21 protein-coding genes, 3 tRNA genes and 1 pseudogene are annotated in these 19,997 nt (G+C 61.1%); 11 read left to right on the top strand and 14 right to left on the bottom strand.

Annotated features, from left to right (window positions below):
* Positions 1-25 precede the first annotated feature (25 nt).
* A complete protein-coding gene (locus ACJD00_RS11765) occupies positions 26-1,912 on the top strand; it encodes a DEAD/DEAH box helicase (protein WP_418907135.1) in 1,887 nt (628 codons plus the stop codon).
* Positions 1,913-2,376: 464 nt separating this feature from the next.
* Here the strand turns inward: ACJD00_RS11765 and ACJD00_RS11760 are convergent.
* Positions 2,377-2,451 (bottom strand) — tRNA-Thr (locus tag ACJD00_RS11760).
* Between the two features lie 509 nt (positions 2,452-2,960).
* Between ACJD00_RS11760 and ACJD00_RS11755 the strand changes: the two genes are divergently transcribed.
* Positions 2,961-3,032, top strand: a tRNA-Thr gene (locus tag ACJD00_RS11755).
* A gap of 45 nt (positions 3,033-3,077) precedes the next feature.
* Positions 3,078-3,154, top strand: a tRNA-Met gene (locus ACJD00_RS11750).
* A gap of 141 nt (positions 3,155-3,295) precedes the next feature.
* Here ACJD00_RS11750 and ACJD00_RS11745 read toward each other — a convergent pair.
* The 4 genes and pseudogenes from ACJD00_RS11745 to ACJD00_RS11730 all read right to left on the bottom strand — a co-directional run bounded on the left by ACJD00_RS11745 (position 3,296) and on the right by ACJD00_RS11730 (position 5,131).
* Complete coding sequence (locus ACJD00_RS11745; RefSeq protein WP_418907134.1) at positions 3,296-3,742, bottom strand: hypothetical protein; 447 nt, start codon at positions 3,740-3,742, stop codon at positions 3,296-3,298.
* A gap of 221 nt (positions 3,743-3,963) precedes the next feature.
* Positions 3,964-4,205 (bottom strand): annotated as a pseudogene (locus tag ACJD00_RS11740) (ISL3 family transposase); the annotation flags it as partial.
* Between the two features lie 21 nt (positions 4,206-4,226).
* Positions 4,227-4,541 carry a hypothetical protein gene (locus tag ACJD00_RS11735; RefSeq protein WP_418907133.1) on the bottom strand — a complete coding sequence of 105 codons (315 nt, stop codon included), beginning with the start codon at positions 4,539-4,541 and terminating at the stop codon, positions 4,227-4,229.
* Between the two features lie 179 nt (positions 4,542-4,720).
* Entirely contained in the window at positions 4,721-5,131 is a 411-nt protein-coding gene (locus ACJD00_RS11730) for a VanZ family protein (protein ID WP_418907132.1), read from the bottom strand.
* A gap of 393 nt (positions 5,132-5,524) precedes the next feature.
* Between ACJD00_RS11730 and ACJD00_RS11725 the strand changes: the two genes are divergently transcribed.
* The 7 genes from ACJD00_RS11725 (at position 5,525) to ACJD00_RS11695 (ending at position 10,673) form a co-directional block, all read left to right on the top strand.
* On the top strand, positions 5,525-6,484 hold the full coding sequence (locus tag ACJD00_RS11725) for a DUF2797 domain-containing protein (RefSeq protein ID WP_418907131.1): 960 nt from the start codon (positions 5,525-5,527) through the stop codon (positions 6,482-6,484).
* Positions 6,485-6,588: 104 nt separating this feature from the next.
* Positions 6,589-6,849, top strand: a complete 261-nt coding sequence (locus tag ACJD00_RS11720; protein ID WP_309406145.1) for a hypothetical protein — start codon at positions 6,589-6,591, stop codon at positions 6,847-6,849.
* 49 nt (positions 6,850-6,898) lie between these two features.
* The gene (locus ACJD00_RS11715) at positions 6,899-7,345 is read left to right on the top strand and encodes an FAS1-like dehydratase domain-containing protein (protein WP_418907129.1); all 447 of its coding nucleotides are present in this window, start codon (positions 6,899-6,901) and stop codon (positions 7,343-7,345) included.
* An 8-nt stretch (positions 7,346-7,353) separates the two neighbouring features.
* Complete coding sequence (locus ACJD00_RS11710; protein WP_418907128.1) at positions 7,354-7,794, top strand: MaoC family dehydratase; 441 nt, start codon at positions 7,354-7,356, stop codon at positions 7,792-7,794.
* Positions 7,795-7,859: 65 nt separating this feature from the next.
* Positions 7,860-9,014, top strand: a complete 1,155-nt coding sequence (locus tag ACJD00_RS11705) for an MFS transporter (RefSeq protein WP_418907127.1) — start codon at positions 7,860-7,862, stop codon at positions 9,012-9,014.
* Positions 9,015-9,022: 8 nt separating this feature from the next.
* Positions 9,023-10,081, top strand: a complete 1,059-nt coding sequence (locus tag ACJD00_RS11700) for a UDP-N-acetylmuramate dehydrogenase (RefSeq protein WP_418907126.1) — start codon at positions 9,023-9,025, stop codon at positions 10,079-10,081.
* Positions 10,082-10,121: 40 nt separating this feature from the next.
* Positions 10,122-10,673, top strand: coding sequence for a GNAT family N-acetyltransferase (locus tag ACJD00_RS11695; protein ID WP_418907125.1), 552 nt, complete (start codon positions 10,122-10,124; stop codon positions 10,671-10,673).
* 90 nt (positions 10,674-10,763) lie between these two features.
* Here the strand turns inward: ACJD00_RS11695 and asd are convergent, their stop codons facing one another.
* From asd to ACJD00_RS11650, 9 genes are all read right to left on the bottom strand, one after another.
* A complete protein-coding gene (gene asd / locus ACJD00_RS11690) occupies positions 10,764-11,882 on the bottom strand; it encodes an aspartate-semialdehyde dehydrogenase (RefSeq protein WP_418907124.1) in 1,119 nt (372 codons plus the stop codon).
* Between the two features lie 112 nt (positions 11,883-11,994).
* Entirely contained in the window at positions 11,995-12,222 is a 228-nt protein-coding gene (locus tag ACJD00_RS11685) for an NF038396 family protein (protein ID WP_418907123.1), read from the bottom strand.
* Positions 12,219-12,776, bottom strand: a complete 558-nt coding sequence (locus tag ACJD00_RS11680) for a dihydrofolate reductase (RefSeq protein WP_418907122.1) — start codon at positions 12,774-12,776, stop codon at positions 12,219-12,221. The genes ACJD00_RS11685 and ACJD00_RS11680 overlap by 4 nt, the downstream gene beginning before the upstream one ends.
* Positions 12,773-13,576: a thymidylate synthase gene (locus ACJD00_RS11675; protein WP_418907121.1), complete on the bottom strand. Its 804-nt coding sequence runs from the start codon at positions 13,574-13,576 to the stop codon at positions 12,773-12,775. The genes ACJD00_RS11680 and ACJD00_RS11675 overlap by 4 nt, the downstream gene beginning before the upstream one ends.
* Before the next feature lie 73 nt (positions 13,577-13,649).
* Positions 13,650-13,994 (bottom strand): GNAT family N-acetyltransferase, encoded by a 345-nt coding sequence (locus tag ACJD00_RS11670; protein WP_418907120.1) that lies wholly within the window; start codon positions 13,992-13,994, stop codon positions 13,650-13,652.
* 117 nt (positions 13,995-14,111) lie between these two features.
* Positions 14,112-15,119: an NUDIX hydrolase gene (locus ACJD00_RS11665; RefSeq protein ID WP_418907119.1), complete on the bottom strand. Its 1,008-nt coding sequence runs from the start codon at positions 15,117-15,119 to the stop codon at positions 14,112-14,114.
* Positions 15,119-17,335 carry an RNA degradosome polyphosphate kinase gene (locus tag ACJD00_RS11660; RefSeq protein ID WP_418907118.1) on the bottom strand — a complete coding sequence of 739 codons (2,217 nt, stop codon included), beginning with the start codon at positions 17,333-17,335 and terminating at the stop codon, positions 15,119-15,121. Before ACJD00_RS11660 ends, ACJD00_RS11665 begins: the two co-directional genes overlap by 1 nt.
* Positions 17,336-17,417: 82 nt before the next feature.
* Positions 17,418-18,368, bottom strand: a complete 951-nt coding sequence (mshD, locus tag ACJD00_RS11655; RefSeq protein WP_418907117.1) for a mycothiol synthase — start codon at positions 18,366-18,368, stop codon at positions 17,418-17,420.
* Between the two features lie 39 nt (positions 18,369-18,407).
* A complete protein-coding gene (locus tag ACJD00_RS11650) occupies positions 18,408-19,091 on the bottom strand; it encodes a response regulator transcription factor (protein ID WP_309406163.1) in 684 nt (227 codons plus the stop codon).
* 115 nt (positions 19,092-19,206) lie between these two features.
* Between ACJD00_RS11650 and ACJD00_RS11645 the strand changes: the two genes are divergently transcribed.
* A complete protein-coding gene (locus ACJD00_RS11645) occupies positions 19,207-19,947 on the top strand; it encodes a hypothetical protein (protein ID WP_418907115.1) in 741 nt (246 codons plus the stop codon).
* The last annotated feature ends 50 nt before the right edge of the window (positions 19,948-19,997 follow it).

Raw genomic sequence — 19,997 nt, 5'->3', positions numbered from 1 at the left:
GAGGTAATTCTTCGTGTCTTCTGACATGCCCGCAAACTCCACCGATACCCAGGCCACCGAGGAACCGACCGTTCTGTTCAGCGAGCTGGGCCTTGACGGTCGAGTACTGGCGGCTCTAGCCGACCTCGGCTACGAAAAACCGTCGCCGATTCAGGCGGCGACCATCCCGCTGCTGCTCGACGGCCGTGACGTCGTGGGCCTGGCCCAGACCGGTACCGGTAAGACTGCAGCCTTCGCCCTGCCAGCGCTTTCGCGTATGGCCGAGCTGGCCGACCTCAACGGTCCGGCCTCTAGCCCACAGATTCTTGTGCTCGCTCCGACCCGTGAATTGGCTCTGCAGGTTGCCGAGGCCTTCACGTCCTACGCCAAGCACATCCCGAACTTCACCGTCCTGCCGGTCTACGGTGGCTCGCCGTACGGCCCACAGCTGGCCGGTCTGCGCCGCGGTGCACAGGTAGTTGTCGGTACCCCGGGTCGCGTCATCGACCACATCAACAAGGGTTCACTGGACCTGTCCAACTTGCAGTATGTCGTGTTGGACGAGGCCGACGAGATGCTCCGCATGGGCTTTGCCGAAGAGGTCGACAAGATCTTGGAAGCTACCCCGGAAGAGAAGCAGGTTGCCCTGTTCTCGGCCACCATGCCGCGCACCATTCGCCGCATTGCCTCCGAGTACCTGCGTGATCCGGAAGAAGTTTCGGTCAAGTCCAAGCAGTCCACCGGCACCAACATCACCCAGCGCTACCTGCAGGTCATGGGAGCTCACAAGCTCGATGCCATGACCCGCATCCTCGAGTCCGAGGAATTCGATGGCGTGATCACCTTCGTGCGTACCAAGATGGCCACCGAAGACCTGGCCGACAAGCTCAAGGCCCGCGGATTCACTGCAGCAGCTATCAACGGTGACATTCCGCAGCAGCAGCGTGAGCGCACCGTGGAGAACCTGCGTGCCGGCAAGATCGACATCTTGGTCGCCACCGATGTCGCCGCTCGTGGTCTTGACGTCGAGCGCATCAGCCACGTCATCAACTACGACATCCCGCATGACACCGAGTCGTACGTGCACCGTATTGGACGTACCGGCCGTGCCGGTCGTTCGGGCGACGCGATTCTGTTCATGACCCCGCGCGAGAAGTACCTGCTGCGTGCCATCGAGAAGGCTACCCGCCAGCCGGTGAGCCTCATGCAGTTGCCGTCGCTGGATTCGGTGAACAATCGCCGTATCCAGAAGTTCACCGATCGCATCGATGAGACCATCACGAGCCAGGATCTGACCACTTTCCGTGAGATCGTCGAGCAGTTCGCCGCGAAGCACGAGAACCTGGATCACTTGGAGATCGCCGCTGCACTGGCCTTGATGGCGCAGGGTGGCCGTCCGTTGCTGATGGAGGAGCCAGCTATCCCGGCCGGCAAGCAGGCTCGCTTGAGCCGCGAGCGTGACGGGAAGCGCGAGCCAGGCCAGCGCGGCAACCGCGGCAAGACTGCGGCCGAGGGCAACGCGATGTACCGTTTGGCGATTGGTCGACGTAACCGCGTGCAGCCCGGCTCGATCGTTGGTGCCCTGGCGAACGAGGGTGGCTTCAACTCCTCGCAAATCGGTGGCATTGAGATCCGCTCGGATCACACTCTGGTGGAGCTGCCAGCCGAGCTGTCCAAGGACCAGTGGCGCGCGCTGTCCAAAACCCGTATCGGTGGCGAGCTGATCAACCTCGAACTCGATTCCGGTCGCAAGCCTCGCCGCGATCGTGATGACGAGCGTGGTGGCAACCGTCCGGATCGTAGCTTCAAGGATCGCAAGCGCGGCGGTGGCGGTTTCCGTGACGATCGTCGTGGTGGCGATAAGCGCTTCGGTGGTCGTGGCAAGGGTCGCTTCAGCGACGCAGGCCGTGGCGCACGCCGCGACTTCGACTAAAGCTACCGGTTTTCAAAGGCCGGGCATCCTCTTCCGAGGGTGCCCGGCCTTTGGCCTATCCTGGCTCGATCGTTTTCGTCTCCACACTAGTTGGGTCTGTGAGGTCTAAATATGGCGTAGAGCGGGTGCAGAGGGCCGCCGGCGATAGCTGTGGCGCTCAGATGTCCCGATGGTCGGCCGCGGCCGTCGAACAAGGCTGATGGGGGCTCGCTGGGCCCGGTAAACCGTCCTTAGGTGACCTAAAGAGGGGCGGGCGCCAGCGATGCGGCGTAATGCGTGTTGTAGGCGCTCGTAGCGCGAATTCTAGGTTTGGGTCCACTAGGAGAAAACGGATTGCAGTCTGTCCGCTCATGACCGTGAAAAAGAATGTTGCGCGCTCGGTATACCTCGAAGAATGGCAACCCTCTCGGGGGAGTAGCGCAATAAAAAGAAGGACAATTCGCAATCGAATTGTCCTTCTGTAGTGGAGCCCCCTGCCGGAATCGATCCGGCGACCTCGTTCTTACCAAGAACGCGCTCTACCACTGAGCTAAGGGGGCAACAGGTAAATACTTTACACAGGCTCCGGTGGATTGCAAAATCGACAACCTAAAGGTGATGGTAATCACATCTTCGCTACTGAAGGCCGCTTTCCGAAGCGCCTTGGGGTGAATGGGTGTGCAAGATTGCGGGCATGAATTCGCGTGGCACTCGGTGCCGAGGGTGGCGTCACCGGGCCCTGCCGTCAAGATTCCGGTGGTGGGGGTCGCTGGTTCCCGCTATTGGTTTTGTGTGCCGACATTGAGGATTACTCTCCCGGCCGAGTGGTGGCGGCCTCTGGGTGGGGTGAACTAGTTGGCTTTGCGGTGCGCTGCGGGGCGCCAGGGCTCATAAAACTCCTAGTGAGCAGGGTCACGCGCGAAAAAATCAACGTGAAAATGAGGGTAGAGCTCGATGGTGGCTAGCAAACCACGATCTGACTTGGCTTTTTGTCGCACTCTTTAGTCCGAAAGGTGAGGGTGAGTCGATTTTTGTTTACCGGCCAATCCGTGTAGAGTATTTACTCGTTGCCCCCTTAGCTCAGTGGTAGAGCGCGTTCTTGGTAAGAACGAGGTCGCCGGATCGATTCCGGCAGGGGGCTCTGAGTGGGAAGTCATTTGGCTTCTACTTTTGATTTCCCACTTGTGGCGGTGTAGCTCAGCTGGTTAGAGCGCACGACTCATAATCGTGAGGTCCCGGGATCGAGTCCCGGCACCGCTACCAGATCGAGACCCTCAGCGAAATGCTGGGGGTCTTTTTCGTTTTCCAGCGTTTCGCCGGGTGTTGCGCCCAGTGGAGACCTTTAATGGCTGATTGGCATATTGGATCCATTGGCTAGTCGTAGGCTTATCTAGATGCGATAGCTTAATCAAGGTTGTATATTAAGGCGCTTGGGTCTTCTGGTAGCTCTTCCGGGCATTCGATCTCGTTAATAGTTAACGTAGCCAGAGGTGACTCCCGAAACTGAACACATCGATGCCCCCAGCCTTCAACTTTACTCATGAACATCCCTGGCCCACGCCCGTACCTGTAAATAGCAGCGTCCAGCCGGTCAGATGTAGCATCCAATACAATAATTCCGGGGTCTCCAAGTAGCTTGAGATCAATTGGGTCTGGGTCAGCGAGCCAATCGTTAACTTGTCGCAGCAACGGCAAGCCGTCATCAAACTCAAATTCCTCGCTGAAAAAGTGTGTGGTGTTCATCAGACTGGCATGTGCTGCCGCGTCTCCAATAAATTCGGAGTCTGACTGGCAGCTCGACAAGCTCAAGGTCATCATCGGTATCAGGACAATGCTTAGCTTCTTTTTCACTGGGCTCTCCTAAAGCGCGAGACGTCTTGAGCCTACCCGGGTCTCAAGCACTCAAGCACTCAAGGCCCCAACCCCCTTCGGTGAGTCGAAAACGTCAATTCCCGAAAATTCTGCGGCCAACCTACCGACTGATGGACTGTTGGGAGGATTCCTAATATAAGAAGAGGATTTCTACGGGGACTCCGAAGCGGCTCTTAGAACTTAAGCGTGGTGCAGACTGTTCAACACGACCGTAGCCCCGCCGTATACACACGACATCCGAAGCCGATAATGCTTGTGATTCCGGTAACCCCGCCGATCTGTTTCAAGTTCTTCGCCTCAGATTCGCCGCCTCGGTCATCTTCGCAACTGTCACCGAGCTCTCCAGCGCCGTCCACCGAGACCGAAACTCATGACCATCTGTGGCTTTCACGAGCTGCCGCACTTGCTCCTAGACCGCGTAAATCACCCCAAGGCCGGGATTGAACGCACGAGGATTCGCTCGTTATCCCTCGCTGTAGACGATGGCCTGTGCGTTTGCTTCCTTGAGGGCGAACCGTCGCACATTGTGGCATGAGTAAACAACCTGAACTTGGTCCTCGGTGCCGGTACCACCAGAGTTTGCGACTCTGTAGTGGTGCAGTTCGTCGGTGTCGAGGTCTTCAAGAACGGGTATGGGAAATTTGGGAAATTCCCCTACTGGAGTGGGCTGTACTCGCCAGTGAACGATGGTGCCCTGATCGGTGCGTTCGATCATTACCAGCAGTACTTCTTCGCCCGCGACAATTACAGGCTTGTCGATAAGTTGAAATCGCTTCATTGGGTAAACCTGTCGCCGGGGTATGGGTTAATTTCAGAGCCATGATCTAGGGGTATGCGCCACGCTAGTGTTTCACCTGATAGGCGTCAACGGGTCGAGTCGCGACTATTCGTGTTTGTAAGTAGATAGAATCCCTGGCGACTACAGCTGGTTGAGCAACAAGAATGGCTTATCCGAATCTAGGCTGGGGTGCTGGTTTTCCCGGGCACGCTCGGCTGGGTAACAAGTAGGCGGCGCAATAGCGCCCCGACGGCGAAGCCGATCAGGCCGCCGACCACTGCGGCAATGACGTCATCGATCGATACCGAACGGTTCGACGTGAGGATCAGTTGCCCGAGTTCGGTGATCACACCTGCAGCCGTAGTGAACGCGACGGTGTACGCGAGTGACTTGTTCAGCAGTAGCCGCACGAGGAAAGCGCCAGCGGCAAACATGGCAATATTGCTGAAAAATTCGACTCCGGTGTTAATGCCGGGCCCGCCTTGCCGCCCGAACCACTCCGCGAAGGGGATTAGGGAAATCCTCGAATATTGTTCGTCGTTGAGTTCCGTGTCGTATCCACCGCTTTTGGGCCATAAGGTGAGGAACAAAACTCCCAAAGCCCATGATGTGACCAATGTGTAGGCTGTGGCGCGTCCCCAGCTGCTCCTTCCGTCGCGTACACGGGATGTGTGTGTCACGAAGATGATGAGGGCTGCCAATATTGTGGCGATAGCCCAGAGCGGAATGAGAAACCCAAACGATAGAAGTATTTGTTCCATGGCTTCCTGGAGGTTTGCTTGTGGAGTACGGGTTGGAGCCTACCCGTAATTGCCGTCGTGACCTGACTTTGCAACGCGTATGAGTAGTACTGGCAGGTCACCGATGCCGTGTGAGCAGCTGACCGCTCCATGCGCAGGGTTGCGCGTCGGCGTCGTGTTCTACGGTGGCCACGAGCAATCGTTCGCTCCCGGTCGTCGGGATCGCGTAGCCTTGTGCGAGTGATGACAGAGGGAACTTTCGATATTGAGCGGGGACAAGAGAAGCAGCTCTGTCACGGAATCGTTTTCTCCACCTCGGAACCCGAGCCGTCATTGCGGTTGCTGCGGGACTCGGGGGCTCAATTTGAGCCGCTTGGCTTGGGCCGCACGCTGTCTTTGGATGTCTCAGCCGATAAGTGGTGCCTCGGCTACGTGCGGATGGACAGTGACGGATCCCGTCGCAGTTTCGTCTGCCCGCAGGGCCAACGCCTGCGCACCGGTACACAGTGTTCGGGGTGCCGCCGCAGGGATGAGACGAAATTCATGCACCATTTCCACACCACTGGTGAGGCTCCCGAGGGGCTCCGGCGTTATCTAATGCAGCCGCATTTTCTTTATGTCGCCAGCTTTGCCCACGGGGTCACCAAAGTCGGGACCACCTCAACGTCGAGTAAGTTCACACGTTTGGCAAGCCAGGGCACCGTAATCGCGCGCTATGTGGCCAGCGCCCCCGATGGGGCAGCCATTCGAGTGATTGAGGACCTCGTGACCGAGCAGTTGCGCATCACCCAACAGGTTCGACAAAAATCTAAAATTCAGGGCCTCGCCCGGTGGGACTTCGACGAGCACTCGCTACGCGAACTCAACGATGCTGCGGCGCAACGAGTTCACGAGCTACTTTCCCAGCAGCGCTCGCTGGAAACCTACGGGGTAGAACTACTCGACGAACCCTTCAAGCAGCCGAGCTATGCGCGTACGGTGATCGACGCGTGGACCGAGCGCCGTATTCATCCGTGGGCCGCCGAAGTTCCCGGAGCACACCTTGAATTACGTGTGCGCGGTGTTTTAGGGCAAGGAATCCTCGCCGACGCAGGCGAGGGGAGCGAAGCACGTATTCTCGACGCGGCAGAGCTGAAAACACGCGCATTGCAGGTGCGACCCGCCGGTGATTTGCAGGTCAAGGGGCAAGGCTCGTTGTTCTAGCCCAAGGGCTTGGGTAATGATCGGGCAAGATTGGCAGATGGGACGTTGCGCTCATTTTTGCTCAACGCCACGTTGTGGCCTCGGAAATCGCTAAACTGGGAGCCATGACCAATACGCCATGGGAAGCGGCCTCGCCACGCTATAAGAAGCTCGTATTTAGTGCGATGGGGGTCATGGGCCTGGGAATTATCCTCGCCATTATCGGCGCCAATATTCCCTCCCTAGCGTTGGTATACACCGCGATCGGCATTATGGTCATCGGCATGCTCATGCACGTGGCCTCTCTAATGGTGCGTGCCCGCGACGCACGCAACTGGCGGATTGCCAACGGCCTGATTCCCGAGCGCCGCAAGCGCCGGGGCTAATCGCCGCAGCACGCACGGAAATCACCTCCCGACACTTACAGGAGAAGCAATGGGCATTAATCCCGATATTGTGGGGCGCGTCTACCCCGCGGACGAGACCTATCAGGTGGGTCGCGAAAAGATCCGCGAATTCGCGGCCGCGACCAAGGCTACCTCGCGCGGACACTACGATCTCGACGCCGCCGCCGAACTCGGCTTCGCTGACCTCATCGCCCCGCCAACCTTCGCCATCATCGTCGCCCAGCGTGCCGATGCGAAGCTTGTGGCCGATCCGGAATCCGGTATTGACTTCACCCGCGTCGTACACGCTGACCAGCGCTTTACGCACCACCGCCCGATCGTTGCCGGAGACGAACTGGTCGCCGAATTGCACGTGGACCAGGTCCGCGAAATGGGAGCCGGTGCCATGATCACCTCACGCGCGGAAATCACCACCACATCCGGTGAGAAGATCGCCACCACCATTTCGTCGCTACTGGTTCGCGCCGGGGAATAGGACTGAGCATGATTGACTTTGACACCCTCGAAAAAGGCCAAGTGATTGGTTCGAAGACCATCAGCGTCAACCGCGGCGACCTCGTGCGTTACGCAGGGGCCTCCGGGGACTTCAACCCGATCCACTGGAACGAGCGCTTTGCCAAAGAGGTCGAGCTGGACTCCGTGATCGCCCACGGGATGTTCACCATGGGCTCCGCGGTTGACGTAGTCAGCGAATGGGTGGGTAACCCCGCAGCCGTCATCGACTACCAGACGCGCTTCACGAAGCCGGTCGTGGTGCAGGATCCTGCCGGGACCAACCCCACCGACCAGCCCGGAACCGAAATCCTCGTCGAAGGTAAGGTCGGGGCACTGGACGCCGAGGCCCGTACTGCCCGCATCGATCTCACGGTGAGCGTAAACGGTACCAAGGTGCTGATGAAGTCCCAGGCCGTGGTGCAGCTCTGAAGCAGCACACCGTAACCCCTCACGGCGGCGTCATCGCCTGGCGCAACGGCTTGCTGGCCTCCTTCATGGCCAGTGGACTGCTGATCTCCGCTCTCGTCTCCCGTTTGCCGGCACTGCGGGATGACCTAGTGCTCGATCACGCCAGCGTTGGCCTGCTGTTGCTGTGCATGACCGGAGGCTCTTTCGCTGCGGTTTCTTTCGCCGGACGCTTTGTGCTTCGCTGGGGTGCGACCCGGATCATGCAGCTTGGCGCCACCCTGGCCGGATTCGGCCTGCTGATGGTGGGCCTAGGTGCCGGGGCACTGGGAAATATTGTCGTGACCGGCATCTTCCTGGCTTTGCAGGGCGCCGGCACGGCGACCTGGAACGTGGCCTCCAATGTACAGGGCGCGGCCATGGAGCGTGCGTTGGGCCGATCGATCATGTCGGTATTGCACGGGTTCTTCTCGATCGGCACCGTCATCGGCGCCGGGCTCGGGGTGTTTGCCGCGGCCGTCGATCTGCCGCTGACGGTGCACTACCCGGTGATGGGCTTGATTGTCGCCGGCACGGTGCTGATCAGTAGCCGCTACTTTGGCCCCGACGGCAGCCGCCGAAGCACCGAGCACCGCGGCGGTGGTATGCGCCAGGCTTGGCGTGAACCGCGCACCGTACTGCTTGGAGTGCTGGTGCTCGGTATGGCCCTTGCCGAAGGCGCCGCAGGTGACTGGGTGGCCCTGGCTCTGGCGGATGGGTATGACACCAGCGAGGCCACCGGCGCTCTGGGCTACGGCATATTTGTCACCGCGATGACCATCACCCGGCTGCTCGGCGGAGAACTGGTACACCGCTTCGGACGCGTGGCGATGATTCGTGCCAGCGCATTGAGCGCGCTACTGGGCGTACTGGTATTCGCCTGGGGAGATCACCTGCCACTGGCCTTCGTGGCCCTTGCGATTTGGGGCATGGGGGTGGCCCTGTCCTTCCCGCTGGCGATGAGTGCCGCCTCGGATGATCCGGTGCGTGCCGCCAGCCGGGTATCGGTGGTTTCAACCATCGGATACGGCGCTTTCCTCGGCGGGCCACCGCTACTGGGCCTGCTGGCCCATGCCATCGGACTGCTGCCGGCACTGAGCTGCATCGGGCTCCTGTTGGTCATGGCGTTCCTGCTGGCAGGCAACGCCCGCGGGCACGAGGCTGTCGAATCTACCGACCATGACGAAGAAACGAGCGAAGTTTGAGTGAGAACATGCTTGCCGATTTGACCACCAGCGCGGTGGGTGGACCGGCCGACCGGCTGGTAACCGCTAAGAGCGAAGAGCAGTTGGTCCGTGCGGTCGCCGAGGCAGACGCAGAGGGCCAGCAGCTGCTACTGATTGGTGGCGGATCAAATCTGGTCATCGCCGATGCCGGTTATCGGGGGACCGCGGTACGTATTGCCACCCGCGGGGTGAACATCACGCCTCGCACCGGATACCAGCTCGTCGAGGTAGCCGCGGGCGAGCCGTGGGACGATACGGTTCGCGCCACCTTGCAGGCCGGGCTCAGCGGGCTCGAAGCGCTCTCCGGCATTCCCGGTCTGACCGGTGCCACCCCGGTGCAGAACGTTGGCGCCTATGGGGCGGAGGTCAGTAGTGTGCTGCGTTCCATTCGCGCCTACGACCGGCAAGTGGGCCAGGTAGTGGAACTGAGCAATGAGCAACTGAGTTTCGGGTACCGCGACTCCCTGATTAAGCAGACGTCGGTGGCCGGGTCGCCGCGCTATGTGGTGCTCTCGGTGCTCTTCGAGCTACCGGTCGATGCGCTGTCCGCTCCGATTCGTTACGCGGAGCTTGCGCGGCAACTAGATGTAGCGGTAGGCGAGCGTGCCGAAGCCGAAGCGGTACGTGAAACGGTGCTACGACTACGCCGGTCCAAGGGCATGGTCTACGACGTCAACGATCCCGACTCACATTCCACCGGTTCGTTCTTCACCAACCCCATCGTGGATCGCGCGGTGCTTGAGTCGCTGCCCGAGGGAGCCCCGAATTATCCGGTGGCCGCCGAAGGACAGGTCAAGCTCTCCGCCGCTTGGCTGATCGACCAAGCAGGGTACGCCAAGGGCTATGGACTCGAAGGCACCGAGGGCTTCCCGCTCGCGCAGGGCCGTGCCTCGCTCTCCAGCAAACATACGCTGGCGGTGACCAACCGCGGGGCGGCCAGTGCCGGAGACCTACTGGCCATCGCCCGGGCCGTGCGCGCCGGGGTGCAGGAACGCTTCGGCATCTTGCTGCACAACGAACCGCTGCTGATTGGCGATAGCCTGTAACTCGACAGAGTTATTCGCGGGCGCGACGTTAGGGGAGGCCATGGCTGCTCACGTACGGCAGGCGGACGGGGTGAGCCTGCGCAAACTCGTGGCTCGTGATCTCGAGCGGATCGAGGAGGAGTTCCAATCGGAAGACGGGGCCGGGACGGCCCAGTGGTTTGGATTCTGGAACACCAACGGATTGCGCGCCCGCCTCGAGCAAGACCAGCACATTGGGGCACAGGACGGGGCACTTGCGGTAACCCTTGGTGCGGACATTGTCGGCAAGGTGGACTGGTTCAGCAATACTGCCTGGGGCCGGGCGAACACGTCGGCCTGCTGGGAGATCGCCGTGGGGATCTTTGCCGCGTACCGTGGCCGTGGCATCGGCACCACGGCGCAGGGCTTACTCATCGACTATCTCTTTGCGCATTATCCACGTCACCGGATACAGGCGACCACGGCGGTGGAGAATATCGCCGAGCAGCGCGCCATAGAGAAGTTGGGCTTCAGCCGAGAGGGCGTGGTGCGTCAGGCTCAGTGGCGTGCTGGGCAATGGCATGATCAGGTGCTCTACTCGTTACTGCGCCCCGAATGGGAAGCGGCCCGCTGAGTTCGTGGCATAAAAAACTCCGGTCCGGAACGCGCACAGCGTGTCCGGACCGGAGCAGGTTAACCGGCTAAATGCCGGTGTGTTGGCCTTTTAGAGGCGGCCGCGAGCGATGGCCAGCATACGGCGCAGCGGCTCGGCGGCGCCCCAGAGGAGCTGGTCGCCGACGGTGAAGGCCGAGATGTACTCTGGGCCCATTTCCAGCTTGCGAATGCGACCAACCGGGATGTCCAGGGTGCCGGAGGCAGCCACCGGGGTCAGGTGCTCCATGGTGGCCTCCTTCTCGTTCGGAACCACCTTGGCCCACTGGTTATCCGCAGCCAAAATGCGTTCGATCTCGTCAACGGCGAGGTCTTCCTTCAGCTTCAGGGTCAGTGCCTGAGAGTGGGAACGCATGGCACCGATACGGACGCAGAGCCCGTCGACGATAATGCGGTTTTCCTCGGTGGTATGCAGGATCTTGTTGGTCTCGACCCCGGCCTTCCACTCTTCCTTGGACTGGCCATTGCCCAGATCTGCATCGATCCACGGGATCAGTGAGCCGCCCAGCGGCACACCGAACTGCGAGGCGTCGAGCTCGCCGCGCTGAGTGGTCAACACGTCGCGGTCGATCTGCAAGATGGCGCTGGCCGGGTCGTCAAGCTGGGCCTTGACCGAGGCGTTGATGTCACCGAATTGGGTGAGCAATTCGCGCATGTGACGGGCGCCGCCACCGGAGGCCGCCTGGTAGGTCATCGAGGTGCTCCACTCGACCAGGTTGTTGCGGAACAGCCCGCCCAACCCCATGAGCATGCAGGAGACGGTGCAGTTACCGCCGACGAAGTCCTTGACCCCGTTGGCCAGTCCACGGTCGATGACATCGCGGTTGACCGGGTCGAGCACGATGATCGAATCATCGTTCATGCGCAGTGCGGAGGCAGCATCGATCCACAGGCCGTCCCAACCGGCCGCACGCAGCTGGGGGTGAACCTTGTTGGTGTAGTCCCCGCCCTGAGCGGTCACGATAATCGGCAACTTAGCCAGAGCCTGAATATCGTAAGCGTCCTGCAACTTATCGGCGCCCTCGGCGAAGGAGGGGGCCGCGCCACCGGCATTCGACGTGGAGAAGAACACCGGGTTGAGCTGCTCGAAGTCGTTTTCCTCGAGCATGCGCTGCATCAGCACGGAGCCAACCATGCCACGGTAACCAACAAAACCAACGGAAGAAGTCATACTCCCAATGGTAGGCCCTGACTTGGGTGCCGTTTTCGTTCGTTACAGCGCATAAAGCCGCGCTGGGTCGGTGACCCAGCGCGGCTTTAGGTTCGGCGGCCCAGTCTAAGATCTACTGGTTCTCGAGCAGTGCCTTACGGTTCTTGATGGCCCAGTAGGCACCGAAAATAAACAGCTGCGTCGGTACCAGAAGCATGATCAGCCCGAAGATCTTGTGTCCGCCGAGCACAAGGAAGAAGCCCAGCACCGCAGCCACCAAGGCGAGCAGCGGGAAGAGCATATAGCCGATGACAAACAGCGCCTCAGGATGCTTCTTCAGCGCGTCAAAAGAATCTTTCACAGGTGTCTCCCCTTGGGACGAGTCCAGGTTTCGAATCGGTAGTCAACGCCACCGGCGGAACGGTGCCAGCCATCGGCCGGATCCAGCGTGTTGCAGATGAAGTCTTCGGTCAGTTGCGGAGCACGAGTATCGCCGTCCGGTTCGATACGTAACCGAGTGATCACCGCGAGATCCAGCACATCCATGGCCTGCGCATAGATTTGGCCGCCGCCGATAATCCAGATCTGCTCCGCACCGTCGCAAACCGAGGCCAGCTCGAGGGCGTCCTCGAAGGTCGCCACCGGCAAGGCTCCGTCCTGCCGCAGCGCTTCATGCGCTTTGCGATCCCGGGTGAGCACAATATTGCTCCGCCCGGGAAGCGGGCGGAACTTCGCCGGGAAGGATTCCCAGGTGCGCCGACCCATAACCACCGGGTGACCGGCGGTCACGGCCTTGAAGTGTTTGAGATCCTCCGGCACGCTCCACGGCATAGCGCCATCTTGCCCGATGACCTGGTTGATGCCCTGCGCCCAGATCGCGCCGATCACCGGGTTGGGTGTTGCGGCTGTGCTCATACGGCGACGGCCCCCTTGATGGTGGGATGGTGCTGGTAGTTGCGTAGCTCGAAGTCTTCGAGGGTGTAGTCGAAGATGGATTCCGGGGTGCGGGTGAACTCCAGCTGCGGGTAAGGGTAGGGATCGCGGCTAAGCTGCTCGCGGACCTGCTCGAGGTGGTTGGTGTAGATGTGTACGTCACCACCGGTCCAGACGAACTCGCCGGGCTCGAGGCCCACCTGGGCGGCCAGCATCCGGGTTAGCAATGCGTAGGAGGCAATGTTGAAGGGGACGCCGAGGAACATGTCGGCGCTACGCTGGTAGAGCTGGCAGGACAGTTTGCCGTCGGCCACGTAGAACTGGAAGAACACGTGGCAGGGCGGGAGCGCCATATTCTGGATTTCCGACACATTCCAGGCCGAGACGATATGCCGGCGCGAATCCGGGTTTTCCCGCAGCGAGGTGACCAACTGAGCGATCTGATCAATGTGTCCGCCGTCGGGGGTGGGCCACGAACGCCACTGCACCCCGTAGACCGGGCCGAGCTCGCCATCGGCGTCGGCCCATTCATTCCAGATCCGTACGCCTTGTTCCTGTAGCCAGCGCACATTCGATTCGCCGCGCAGGAACCAGAGTAGTTCCGTCGCCACGGATTTGAAATGTACCCGCTTGGTGGTGATCAGCGGGAAGGACTCGGCCAGGTCGAAGCGGATTTGGCGGCCGAACACCGAGAGCGTGCCGGTGCCGGTGCGATCTTCCTTGCGGGTGCCGTTGGCTAGCACATCGGCCAGCAGGTCTTCATAGGGCGTTGGGATGCTCACCCGCTTAAGTTTAGGGCACCGGCACCGCGCGGCTCGAGGCCGCGCGAGGAGGTATTGCGCACGTGCGCCCTGACTAGTCCTGTGCCGGCCAGCTGGCCACCATGTCCTGGTACTCCGGGTAGCGATGCAAATAATCGGCGATATAGCTGCACTCGGGCACGATTTTCAGCCCTTGGGCCCGCAACTCATCCAGCACCAAGGTGGACAGGGCGCGCGCGTAACCGCGGCGACCGAACTCCTCATTGACGATCGTATGTTGCAAGGTCACCACATCTCCCTCGCGGTAAAAGCCAATGAATCCGATGTAGGTCGAACCATGCCACAGCGAATAGCGTCCCCGACCCTCGTCGTGATCGACACGCAGACCCTGGTGGACGATCTTGTGCGGTTGCTGCCGGGAGGATGAATCCTGTGTCATCGGGGCACCTCATACTCGATAGGTGATCTCTGTCACTCTCAGTATTAGTCGCGCGCCGCCACAATGCAATTTCTTCACTGGCCCCGTCGCGGTCCGATACGCCAAGTCAGCCAGCGGTCAGTCGTGGTAGGGGTTGTGAACTTCCACGCTGAGCAGTTTGCCGCCGTTGCCACGGGCCTGATGAACCACGATCAGCCCACCAGGTTCCAAATAGGGGTCTTCGTCCGGTAGCACCTCGGCGACGGACTTATCCATGGAACCGGAGAGCACCTCGAGCAACAGGGGGAGCACCGGACGGTGCGTGCACAGCAACGAGGACTGCTCACGAGCCAGTATTTTGCCCAGAACCGCCTGCGCCTTGTGGGGCTTGAGCGACGCGGCGTACTCGGTCATCGACCGCAACTTCTTCGGCTTGAGCGAGTACTTCGCCGCATAGGGCGTAATGGTTTGAAGGCAGCGAGTCCAGGGGGAGGAGTAGACGCGTTGCGGCATCCACGCCGAGAGAAGCCGGCTGACCGCCTGAGCCTGGCGCCGCCCGGTAGCCGCCAATGGGCGCTCACCCTCCTCGCGGGTCCAATTTCCGCGCGGCTTGGCTTTGGCATGGCGCAGAATAATATGCGCCAAGGTATCGAGCCGGCCCTTCTTATGAGCCTTCATGAGATCTTCCAGCGGCTGCCGATCGCTGGCATTGGTCAGCAATTTCAGGGCCTTGGAGCCAGATACCCAGCGCACCTTGTCGCATTCGCCACCGTCGGGTTGGGCCGTGACGCCATCGGCGACCTTCGCGGCCCAGTAGTAGACGATCTTGGCCTTGCCCTTGACGCTGTAGGCGGTGGCGCTCAGCGGCAGCCCGAGGTGGACCGACAGGCCCACCTCTTCGTACACTTCACGTACCGCGCATTCGGCCACGGACTCGCCGTCGTCGAGCTTGCCCTTCGGCCACGACCAGTCGTCGTAGCGTGGCCGGTGAATGAGCAGCACGCGCAGCTCGCCGTCGACGACCTTCCACGGGATGGCCCCGGCGGCGACCACGTCAAACAGGCCCAGTCGCACCTCCTGCGGGTCGCTGGAGCGCTGGAGCGAGATGACCCGGGCGTGGGCCGGGGAGTTGGTATCTGCTGCCACTATTTGCTACGCCCAAGATTGCGTCGGCGGCTGTTCTGCCCGATCAGCCAGAACTGGATATCGCGTAGCGCGTTGCCCTCCGCGTCCAGGTGGTGACGGGTCCACTGTCCCTCGCCGTCCAAATGCCACGAGGACGTGCTGTCATCCACGTACAGATCCAGCAATCCGATAAGCCAGGAAATATCCTCGGCGTTGCCCAGCGAGACAAGGGCCTCCACCCGGCGGTCTAGGTTGCGGTGCATCATATCGGCCGACCCGATGAACACCTCGGGGTTCCCGGCATTGGCGAACATGAACACGCGGCTGTGCTCGAGGAAGCGTCCGAGGATCGAACGCACACGGATATTCTCGCTCAGGCCCGGCACCCCGGGGCGCAAGGCACAAATGCCGCGCACGATCACATCGACCTGCACCCCGGCCTGGCTGGCCCGGTAGAGCGCGTCGATAATCGCTTCGTCGACCATCGAATTGACCTTGATGACCACGCGGGTTTCGTGACCCGCGCCGGCGTGCTCGATTTCCCGGTCGATGCGTTCGAGTAGGCCCGCGCGCAGCGACCGCGGGGCGACCAGCAGCCGGTTGTAGGTGGAGCGCGGGGCGTACCCCGAGAGCTGGTTGAACAGCCGCGAGACATCCTCGCCCACGGCATCGTCACAGGTGAGCAGGCCCAGATCCTCGTAGTAGCGAGCCGTGCGCGGGTGGTAGTTGCCGGTACCGATATGGCAGTAACGGCGGAGCTTGTCGCCTTCCTTGCGCACCACGAGGGACAACTTCGAGTGGGTTTTCAGGCCCACGATGCCGTAGACCACGTGCACGCCGGCCTGTTCGAGCTTGCGGGCCCAGGAAATGTTGGCCTGCTCGTCGAAGCGTGCCTTGATCTCCACCAGGGCCAGCACCTGCTTGCCCGCCTCGGCGGCGTCAATCAGTGCATCGACGATCGGCGAGTCACCGCTGGTGCGGTACAGGGTCTGCTTGATGGCCATAACCTTCGGATCCGCGGCGGCCTGTTCCAGGAAGGCCTGCACCGAGGTGGAGAAGGAATCGTAGGGGTGGTGCAGCAGAATATCGCGGCGGCGTACGGCGGCGAAGACATTTGCGGCCTTCGCGGTCTCCGACTCGTTCAGGAACCGCGAGGTGTGTCCCACATGCTTGGAGTAGTGCAGCTCGGTACGATCCAAACCGGCGATCACACCCAGACCGCGCAAATCTAGCGGGGTGGGGAGCTTGAACACCTCATCGTCCTCGATATTCAGCTCACGGACGAGCAGTTCGAGAACCTGCGGGTTAATATCGTCGGCGACCTCAAGGCGAACCGGAGGTCCGAAACGGCGCCGCAGCAGTTCCTTTTCCAGCGCCTGCAGTAGGTTCTCGGCGTCATCCTCTTCGACCTCGAGATCCTCATTACGGGTCACCCGGAACAGGTGGTGCTCAACCACATCCATACCGGGGAACAGCAGATCCAGGTGAACGGCGATGAGCTCTTCCAAGGCGATGAAGCGGGCATGACGATGAGAAGAGTGTGCTGCCCTGGCGCCGTCGATGCTGATCATGCGCGCGATGGTGTCCGGCACCTTCAGACGGGCGAAAAGCTGCTTGTCCGTCTGCGGGTTACGCACCACCACGGCGAGGTTCAGCGAAAGCCCCGAAATGTAGGGGAAGGGGTGAGCCGGGTCGACGGCCAAGGGGGTAAGCACCGGGAAGACCTGGGCGATAAACCAGTCGGAGAGTACCTCGCGTTCCTTGGCGGTCAGCGAATCCCAGCGCACCAGCTCAATACCCTCATCGGCCAGCGCTGGACGCACCGACTCCGAGAACACCTGCGCGTGGCGGGTCTGCAGTTCGTGGGCCGAGGAAAGAATCAGCTCGAGCTGGTCGATGGGGTTCATTCCGTTGGCGGCCGGAACCGCCAAGCCGGTGGCGATGCGGCGCTTGAGTCCGGCGACTCGAACCATGAAAAACTCGTCCAAATTCGAGGCGAAAATCGACAGGAAGTTCACGCGTTCAAGCAACGGCAGATCGGGGTCTTGCGCGAGCTCCAGCACCCTGGCGTTAAAGTGCAGCCAGCTCAGCTCACGGTCGAGAAAGCGTTCCCCGCCCATGTCGCCGGCGGGCAAGCGAGCCGGGGTTTCTTCGGGAGGCACAATGCGATCCTCATTGGTCTTATAGGAAGGGACGTCTTCGAGCTTGGTCGCTGTTTTATGTGAAGGCGTTGTCATTGTCGTGTTCACTTCTTCCCGCAAGAGCCGATACTGGTAGATGCTCAGTCCATGCCAGCATCGCCATGGCAACCGTTCCTCTTTAGTCTATCGCCCGCATACCGAACAGCAGGTCAACATCGCGGGAGGTGAATCCCAGGGACTCGTAAAGGCGGCGGGCCGCGGTGTTCTCACCATCCACGTACAACAGGATCGAAGCCACGCCCTGTTCGAGCAGGTGATTGATGCCAATCGCGGTCATCGCTCGGCCCAGGCCCATCGATTGTGCATCGGGTATCACGCCCACGGCATAGACCTCGCCGGGAGGGCGCGAGTTGCCAGCACTGGAAGGATCGATCTTGGTCCAGTGGAAGGCCACGACCTGATCGTCCTGATCGAGGGCCAAAAAGAAGCCCATGGGGTCAAACCATGCTTCGGACATGCGAGCATCGAGGTCTTGGTAGGTCAGTGAGCCCTGCTCGGGGTGATCGGCGAAGGCCCGGGCATTGGCTTGCAACCAAGCTTGTTCGTCTTCACCCACACGGAAGGTCCGTACGGTAATGGCCGAGGGGAGCTCTGGCTGGGGAAGCTCCTCGGTGCTTTCACGATGCATCTTATGCAGTTCGCGAATGGCCGAAAGCCCCAGCTTCTCGGCTAACGCTTTGGCCCCAGCGTGGGAACCGTGTGCCCAGGCCTGCACCTCGGTGAGATCTACGGTGTCTTTCAACCGGCCGAGCATTGCGTCGGCAATGCCGCGGCGGCGGTAATCCGGATGTACCACCAGTTCGAGAGTTGGCGCGGAATCGGTGGAGGGAAGGACGACCGCGAAGCCCACCAACTTGGCAAGCTCCGGCTCATCGACCCAGTAGGCCCCCACGCTCAGCGCCTGGGAATCCTCCGCGGCCAAACTGACGTAGGTTTGATCGCTCAGTGGCGGATTGCCGTCGGCCTGCTGCGCCGCCAGTGACAGCGCGCGGACTTCGGACAGGTAGAACTCATCGAGACAAGTATCGGTGGCGTGCAGGGTGAGGTTCCCAACGGACTTTTCGCTCATGAATTCACCCTAAGCCTTCGATCGCGTGGTGAGCTAGCGTCAGCTCTCCGCGTCGTCATAGTAGTAGCGGTAGCCGACGTTACGCACCGTGCCGATGAGCTGTTCGTGGTCTGTGCCGAGCTTGGCGCGCAAGCGACGCACATGCACATCCACGGTGCGGGTACCACCGTAGTAGTCGTAGCCCCATACCTCGTGCAATAACTGGTCGCGGCTAAACACACGCCCGGGGTGCTGCGCCAAATACTTCAGCAGCTCGAACTCCTTGTAGGTCAGGTCCAGGACCCGTCCTTCGATCTTGGCGGTGTAGCTCAGCTCATCGATGACCAGAACATTGTGCTCCGGCTCATCACCTTGGCCCTGCTGTGCGGCCTGGGGTTCGGCGCGCACCTGCAGGCGGTTTACGCGGGCCTGAATTTCGGCGGGGCCGGCCGAAGCCAACACAAAATCCGTGAACATCCACTGATCGCTCAGCACGCTCAACCCGCCCTCTTCAAGCACGAGGAGCAGCGGCACCGCGACCGAACTATGCAGTACCCCGGCGAGATTACGCGCGGCTAGCAGTTCGGTGCGGGCATCGAGCACCACAGCTTCGTAATCATCGCATTTGACCAGCGACTCTGCGCTCGCCGGGAGCACGATCAATTCGTAGGGCAACAGCTCCAATGCGGGTAGGACTTGGGAAACTTCCGTGGCCGTGGGACTGAGAATCAGGAGGCGTGTCACCAGGGCCTCCTTCACGTGTGCGTTACAAAAAAATCGTTTCTACGTGTCACAGTATATGGAATAGAACCACTTGACAGCGTGTAACGCCGTAACGACATCGACGGGAAGAACACCAGTGCGAATCAAGGTCCTCATCTGCGGGTTGCTGGCCGCGGCTCTGCTACTCGTTGCCGCCGGGCTGCCTTTTGCCCCTTGGGCGATGGCCGGGGCGGCGGTCATCGTGCAGGTGCTCTTCGCCGTGAGTTGGCCCCGTTTGACGGGGGCGCAGACCCCGTGGCTGATCACCAGCGTCATCCTGCTCAGTGCACTGGGAGCCACCGCCGCCGGCCTCGCCTCGGGGCCTCCGGTTACCAATCGCCATAGCGTCGAAGTGATCGCCTGTGGCCTCTTATTGGTTTTCATTACGCAGGTGTTTCGCGGCGCGTCGGCCAAGCACCGGCTGGCCACGGTGGTCAGTGGCGTCGCCGGCGTAACAATCGCGGTTCAAGGCGTGGGCTGGGTGGCGCTGGGGGACCATCGAGCGGTGTTATCGGTGACTATTCTGAGCCTGTTGGGCCTTGTGGCCGCCGGTGCGCTATCCATTACTCGGCTTCCTGACCGTGTCGTGCTCCCCGTGTCCCCGGTGCTCGCCGGCGCGCTGGGCGCGGCGGCTACCGCTCTGCCCTTGGGTCTTGACTGGGTACACGGGCTGATCTTCGGTGCGTTAGGTGGCTTGGTGGTGGCGGTGGTGCGTGCCCTGTCGCTGACCAGCAAGGCAGTGCGATCGCTGAGTGGTGTGCTGGCCGTTGCCAGCTGCATGTTGCTGCTGACCGGCAGCCTCAATTGGTACGCCCTACAGCTGCTCGGCGGCAGCTAGCTACCGCTGGTGAGCCACGGCGAGGCGCGGCTCACATGACTTCTGGCGCC

Origin of the sequence: Glutamicibacter endophyticus (assembly GCF_048457885.1) — a bacterium.
GTDB lineage: Bacteria > Actinomycetota > Actinomycetes > Actinomycetales > Micrococcaceae > Glutamicibacter > Glutamicibacter endophyticus.
Note: the sequence above shows the minus strand (reverse complement) of the source record. Positions and strands in the feature narration are given on the sequence as shown.